At 65.3% G+C, this 6,530-nt stretch carries 6 protein-coding genes; all 6 read right to left on the bottom strand.

Annotated features, from left to right (window positions below; genetic code table 11):
- Positions 1-58 precede the first annotated feature (58 nt).
- The gene (locus K8V11_RS04015; RefSeq protein WP_303911112.1) at positions 59-802 is read right to left on the bottom strand and encodes a MerR family transcriptional regulator; all 744 of its coding nucleotides are present in this window, start codon (positions 800-802) and stop codon (positions 59-61) included.
- Complete coding sequence (gene garA, locus K8V11_RS04020) at positions 799-1,230, bottom strand: glycogen accumulation regulator GarA (RefSeq protein WP_067471650.1); 432 nt, start codon at positions 1,228-1,230, stop codon at positions 799-801. The genes K8V11_RS04015 and garA overlap by 4 nt, the downstream gene beginning before the upstream one ends.
- Before the next feature lie 214 nt (positions 1,231-1,444).
- On the bottom strand, positions 1,445-1,849 hold the full coding sequence (gene gcvH, locus K8V11_RS04025; RefSeq protein WP_303911113.1) for a glycine cleavage system protein GcvH: 405 nt from the start codon (positions 1,847-1,849) through the stop codon (positions 1,445-1,447).
- A 124-nt stretch (positions 1,850-1,973) separates the two neighbouring features.
- Positions 1,974-2,786, bottom strand: a complete 813-nt coding sequence (locus K8V11_RS04030; protein WP_303911114.1) for a CDP-alcohol phosphatidyltransferase family protein — start codon at positions 2,784-2,786, stop codon at positions 1,974-1,976.
- 17 nt (positions 2,787-2,803) lie between these two features.
- Positions 2,804-5,101, bottom strand: coding sequence for an accessory Sec system translocase SecA2 (gene secA2, locus K8V11_RS04035; protein ID WP_303911115.1), 2,298 nt, complete (start codon positions 5,099-5,101; stop codon positions 2,804-2,806).
- Positions 5,102-5,172: 71 nt separating this feature from the next.
- The coding region (locus K8V11_RS04040) for a hypothetical protein (protein ID WP_303911116.1) at positions 5,173-6,530 on the bottom strand (1,358 nt) is incomplete at its 5' end.

The raw sequence follows: 6,530 nt of genomic DNA on the forward strand, positions 1-6,530 counted from the left end.
TTCGGCCACCGGTGCCCCCTAGTTCTCGGTCGTTTCGATTTCTTTGTGTGCGGCAGGCTCAGCGATCGAGCTCGCGGCGCACTTTCACCGTCACCAGTGTCGATTGGAGCGTCACCGACAACGCTGCAATCTCCCGCGCAAGCTCGGCTGCGCGGTCTCGTGCGTCTGGATCGTTTCTGCCCGCCACAGGCCCCGCAAGTGACGCGATGACATCCGCCTGCCTCGTAGCCGCCGTGCGAAAAGCGCGTAGGTGCCGCAGTTCTACCCCGTGCTCGACAAGCTCTTTTGCGGTCTTGGCGATAATTACCGATTCAGCCTCAAAGTAGCCTCCACGACCGGGTTCGATCAGCCCTGTGGAGTGCAGCTCTTTGACGAGTTCGACCGAGACCTCTGCCTGCGCTGCCACCATCTCCGTAGACAGGCGAGTGGCCTGCGACGGGCGGAAGTCCTTCGGCTCGGCTCCGGGGAGTCCTTCCGGCCTACGTCCGAGCGGCAGCGCCGCCGCGGTGCCGTCAGCGACGCCCGCATCAAGTTCCTCGAGTTCGGCACGAATCACCTTGAGAGGTAGATACCTATCGCGCTGAGCCGCAAGAATGAAGCGGAGCCGATCGATGTCGGTTTCAGCGAAACGGCGATAGCCGCTCGCAGTTCGTTCCGGCGTGACCAGACCCTCGTTCTCCAGGAAGCGAACTTTGGAGATGGTTACGTCTGGAAACTCGGGACGCAAAAGGTCGATGACCTGACCAATCGACGATGTCGTGGGCCGGCCATCGACCTGCTTTCGCTGTGCCTGAGGGGTCACTGACCGCCGACGCCGGTGAGGAACACCAGACGGAACTTACCGATCTGGACCTCGTCCCCGTTCGACAGCGTTGCGCTGTCCACCGGTTCCCGATTGACATAGGTACCGTTCAACGAGCCGACATCCACCACGGTGAACGACTGGCCTTCCTGGCGGAACTCCGCGTGCCGACGAGACACGGTGACGTCGTCGAGGAAGATGTCGCTATCCGGATGACGACCCGCCGAAGTGGTCTCCTGGTCAAGGAGAAAGCGGGAGCCGGCATTGGGACCACGCTTGACTACCAGCAGGGCCTGTCCCTCGGGCAAACCCTCGACACCGGTCAGCGAAGCTTCCTGGCCCTGGCTGTCCGACTCGTTGAGCAGCTCCGCGCGAAACACCGAGGTGGTTTCGGCCGTCGCCTCGGGGAAGTTCTTGTTTTCACTCACTACCGTCTTCTCCCTAACTCGAAAGGTAGGGCCGTGTGGCCTCTACGGTTTTCGACTATCCCTTGTCATTCTATCCGTAAAAAGCATCCGTAGTTTGCTCCCCGCCTTCAACGGGGCATCAAAATCTATTTTCGGATGTATTTGATTCGTCGCGGTCCGGGTTCGAACCTATTGCGGAAGCATCTCGCGGCCCGGCAACCTCGTAGCTCGCTGCCTATTCGGCGGTGATCTTCTTGTAGCCCTCGGCATCGAGAGTTTCTTCGAGCTGAGCCTGCAGATCGTCCTCGTCTGCGATCTCGAGGACGATAATCCAGCCTTCGCCGAACGCATCGTTGTTGATCAGCTCCGGGCTCGATTCGAGCTCGCTATTGACCTCGACGACGCTCCCGGTGAGCGGGGCGAATAGATCCGACACACTCTTCGGGGACTCGACCTCGCCGAACGGCTCGCCCGTCTGGGTCTCGGACCCTACCTCGGGAAGCTGGACATAAACGATATCGCCGAGCTTTTCCTGGGCGTACTCCGTGATCCCCACGCGTACGCGAGTGGACGAGATCTGCTCGATCCACTCGTGCTCCTCGGTGTAGCGGAGCTGGTCAGGAACGTTCTGGTCGCTCATTGTGCACCTTTCGCGTCAATCTCTACCGCCCGCCCCGCGCAGCGCGGGTTTAGGCATGCCCAAAAGCCTACACACCCCCACATCGGCCGTCGCACAGCATTCGCGAATCGACAACCGCGGGAGATTATTTCAGCTGTTCACCAACTATTTTAAGGGGTACGGGAGGGGTGAGTCTCGCAATCTGCACGGCTCGAGCCAGATACACCAGGCCCGACCACACATACAGCCCCACTCCCCAGTAGAGCGCAGCCTCCCCCAATAACCGGAACGGTTCCTCGAACCACACGTTCGCCGCTGCGGCAAGCAGGAGGGGAAACGACCACATCAGCGAGAACGAGGCGGCTTTGCCGAGGTATATCACCTCGGGCACTATCCCTCTGCGCCGGTACACCAAGAGCGAGACCACGAGCGTCGCATCCCTGGCAAGCAGTACGAACACCACCCACCACGGAACATGCCCCGCGAAGGCGAACACGAGCGGGACGACGGTGATGAGAATCCGGTCCGCGATCGGATCGAGTTTCGCGCCGAGCTTCGAGCGCATGTCGAACAATCGCGCAATCTTGCCGTCGAGCCAGTCGGACGCGCCAAGCACCGCGAGCAGGATCAGCGCAAGTCCGGGCCTGTCCCACACGGCGACACTCACCGCGAACACCGGGATCAAGGCAATCCGGCCCATCGAGATGATGTTGGGCGGCGTCCAGACGCGGTCGCTAACATGTCCGGCGCCGTGTTGGCGTTCCTCCGCAGCGCCGGGCACCCCGGGCGGCACCGCCGCCGACAAGTGGCCACCCCGGGGTTCCGGGATATCGACGCCGAGGACGCGCCCCGAACCCGAGCGCCAGTCCTTGAGATCCAGACGTTCGCCTTGCGCGAATCGGTCACGACCCCGGGGCGAGGAGGAATCCCGCGGCGGCTGTGGTGGCGTCGACGTCATCGGTCTGATCGGCCTGCTTAGCGGAACGTTCCCATGATGCCGGAGAAAACGTTGCCGCCGGCGGCCATCGGATTGTCATGAACCATGTACGTCCACGTGGACGTCGGGCGGGCCTTGCCCTCGGACTCGAGATCGGCTCCCTCCGAAGTGAACTCGACGCCGACGAGGGTCACCCTGGCCTCATCTACCGCGCGGTTGGCGATGTGCTTGAAACCGGCGATCGCAATGCGGTGAAACTCGTCGAGGGGGTTCTGGCGGCCGAGCGCGCGGAGATGGATGGACTCGCGTACGTCGTTCATCTCCTCGAGGTGCTGCGCCCACTCCTGGTCGAGGTGCCACAGCATGACCTCACGGCAGCCCTGCACAGTGGCCTCATGGCCGACCTTCGCCTCGACTTCTGCCACGCGCTCGCTCTCGTGCTCGGCCATCTCCTCGTACGGGCGCTCCGTGAGCAACAGTTCCTGACGACGGTCGGCGATGATGTTGCGCTGCTCGGCGAGGAGGCGGGAGTAACGCCACGTGTTCGCGTGGATCTCGAGCATCTGGCCGTCGGTGACGCGCTGCGCGTGGTCGACGAGATGGCGTGCCTTATCGCCCCGCATTTCGCCGGTGAGCTTGTCATGTGCCGTGGGGATCTTGTGCGGTTCGATCGCCGAGGTGATGACGTCGTCATCCATCGACGCGAAGAACAAGCTCTTGCCCGGGTCACCCTGGCGGCCGGCGCGCCCGCGCAGCTGGTTGTCGAGCCGCTCGGTCTTGTGGCGCCCGGTACCGATGACGAACAGACCGCCGAGTTCGGCGACCTCGTCATGGCGGGATTCATCGGAGCCGCCGAGCTTGATGTCCGTGCCGCGACCTGCCATCTGCGTCGACACGGTCACGTGCCCGACGTTGCCGGCCTCGGCGATGATCTCGGCTTCTTCGGCGTCATTCTTGGCGTTGAGCACCGTGGCCTCGAGACCGTGCTCGGCCAGGGAAGCGGCGAGCTGTTCGGACTCGGCGACGTCCTGCGTGCCGATGAGGATCGGCTGGCCGGTCTCGTGGATCTCGCGAACCTTCTGTACGACGGCGGAGTTCTTGTGCTCGACATCGATGAAGACCTCGTCCGGCTCGTCGATGCGAATGTTGGGGCGGTTCTGCTCGATCACCGAGACGCCGAGCGAGTAGAACTCCTTGAGCTGGTTGCCCGCGGCGAGCGCCGTGCCCGTCATCCCCGACACCCTGGAATAGCGTCCGATGAGGGCTTGTACAGTCATCGAGTCGAGGATCTTGCCCGCCTCGGAGATTGCGACGCCCTCCTTCACCTCGACCGCAGCCTGGAGGCCATCCGGCCAGCGCTGCAGCTCGGCGACGCGACCGCGGGAGGCGTTGACGAGCTGAACGCGCCCGTCGCGCACGATGTAGTCGACATCCTTACGCAGCAGGAAGTTCGCGTGGAGCGCGACGTTGACCTGTACCAGCGTCGAGCCGACGTGTTCGGTCGAGTAGATGTCGTCGATGTGGAGCTCGTTCTCGATCGCCTTGGCGCCGTCCTCGGTGAGGAAGATGTTGCGGCGTTCGGAGTCGGTCTCGTAGTGGCGGCCGGCGCGCAGACGCCGCACGGCCGCGAATACCTCCGTGGTGGGCGCCTCGGCGGAGGTCGACCCTGCGAGCACGAGCGGTACGAGTGCCTCGTCGACGAGCACCGAATCGGCCTCGTCGACGATGACGATGTCGGTGACCGGGCGGAGTAGATCGTCGGGGTGGGTGACCATCTGCTCGCGCAGGATGTCGAACCCGATCTCGGACACCGAACCATAGGTGATGTCACACGCGTACGCGGACTTTCGTTCCTCGCGCGTCGAGGTCTCGGTGACATGGCCGACGGACAGTCCGAGCACCTCGAGCAGCGGGCCCATCCACTCGGCGTCGCGGCGTGCGAGGTAGTCGTTGACCGACATCAGGTGCACGTGGTGGCCCTGTAGGGCGTAACCGGCGGCCGCGATGGCGCCTGAAAGCGTCTTGCCTTCACCGGTTGCCATTTCGACGACGTCGCCCGCGAACATGCGCAACGCGCCCTGCAGCTGAACGTCGAAGGGGCGTAGGCCGACCGAGCGCTCCGCGGCCTCGCGGGCCAGGGCGAGGAACTTGGCGGCGTCCGGGGCCGGATCGCCGTGCAGGTCGAGCGCGTGCGCGGCATCGGCGAACTCGCTCGTGTCCAGCCCGGCTGCCCAAGAGTCGAATTCCGCGGATGCGTCGATGGCCCCCTTGGCCTTCTTCGTGTCCCGCTCCTGCGAGGCTCCGAGAAGCTTCCAAAAGCCGCTAGTCAATCCCACGTTAAGTAACTCCCGCTGTTGTTCGCATGTACTTCCCGGCCAGTCTATGCACCCGCGGCCGCTTGGCCGCGTTACCGGGCGGTGCCGGAACCGTGTTCGCCGCTCTCGGGGTTGGGATCGATCCCGCCTGGGCCGCCGGGACGGCGCATCGCCTCGCGCAGCCGACGCATCGTGTCGATGGAGACCTGACGCTGCCCGGCCGAACCCAACAACGAGTCCGCCGCCGAGTCGATGCGGTGGCGCGTGGCCATTCCCGGTCCGAGCCCGCCGGGTGCCACCGACTCCCCTCCCCGCGGTGGGTTGGCCGGGAACCCGGGGATCTGGGTCGACTGGGGGAACGCGGCGCGGCGCTGCTCGAGCTCTTCCGACGCCAGCTTCTCGGCGAGCTCGACGAGTTCTCGGAACGCCGCGACCCTGTCGACGATCTCCGCCCACACCTCGTCGAACGACGGGCCGAGCCCGGTCTCGGCGGAGAAACCGTTGCCATCCTTGCGGGCCGCGGGTGGCAGCGCATTGGCCGCGCGACGCAGCTGGATCACGTCGCCCGCAATCTCCGAAAGTTCCTGTTCGGAATTGAACTGCAGGCGCAGTTCGTCGGTGGATAGGCCTCCGTGGTGGTACGCGAGCAGGAGGCGGTCGTAGAGCATGCCGGCCTCGAGAAGAATGGCGGTGAACATCTCCGGGAGCGCCACGGTGCGCACCTTGTCCCCGACGGCCTCACCCCCATGCCCGCCCTGCCGAGCCTGGCGTCGGGTCTGGCCCGCGCCGGGAGCGGAACCGTACTGGCCGGGCGGATTCGCACCTCCGACGTCATACCCGGATCCCGTACCCGGACGGCGCGCGCCCGCGCCGGACTGGGGCGCCGAGCCATCGGTGCGGCGCGGCCCTGCGATGATGCTGTCGATCTGATCGAGTCCCACATCGCGCAGCCAATTGCGGGCGCCCTGGATCGTGTTCGGCAGCGGCGGGGTCGCGCGGACGGTGGGCGTCAGTGTAAGCGCGTCGAAGAGCTCCCCGCGCTGGTCCGGATCCAGGTAGATGCCTTGGCGGCGGGCGTTGCGGATATCGCGGCCGCGGCTGGCGAAGTATCCACCGCCGGCGATGAAGGTATTGCGCTGCGCCTGGAGCCGGCGCCGGTATTCAGACGCAACGGCGCGGGAGGTCCACCGCACCATCGCCGGCTGGGGCCGCTCCGCGGCGTCGATCGCAGCCTGGGTCTGCACCGCGAGCGTGCGTAGTTGGTGGTAGCCGCCGTTGCCGGGGAAGCCGAGTCCGTTACGGATGCGTTGCACGGCGATACGGCCTACAGGCGGCGATACCTGTCCGCTGGCGATGAGCACCGCGGCGGGATCGGAGAGCTCGCGCACACCATCCAGTTCGCGCCCGGCGCACAACGCCTCGACGTCCGCGACGACCCGATCGCGTGACG

It is taken from the genome of Dietzia timorensis (assembly GCF_020742175.1).
Taxonomy (GTDB): domain Bacteria; phylum Actinomycetota; class Actinomycetes; order Mycobacteriales; family Mycobacteriaceae; genus Dietzia; species Dietzia timorensis_A.

Coding starts and splice junctions, on each gene's coding strand:
- gcvH (WP_303911113.1), bottom strand. CDS start 1,849: ATGAGCGACCAGAACGTTCCTGACCAGCTCCGCTACACCGAGGAGCAC.
- K8V11_RS04030 (WP_303911114.1), bottom strand. CDS start 2,786: ATGACGTCGACGCCACCACAGCCGCCGCGGGATTCCTCCTCGCCCCGG.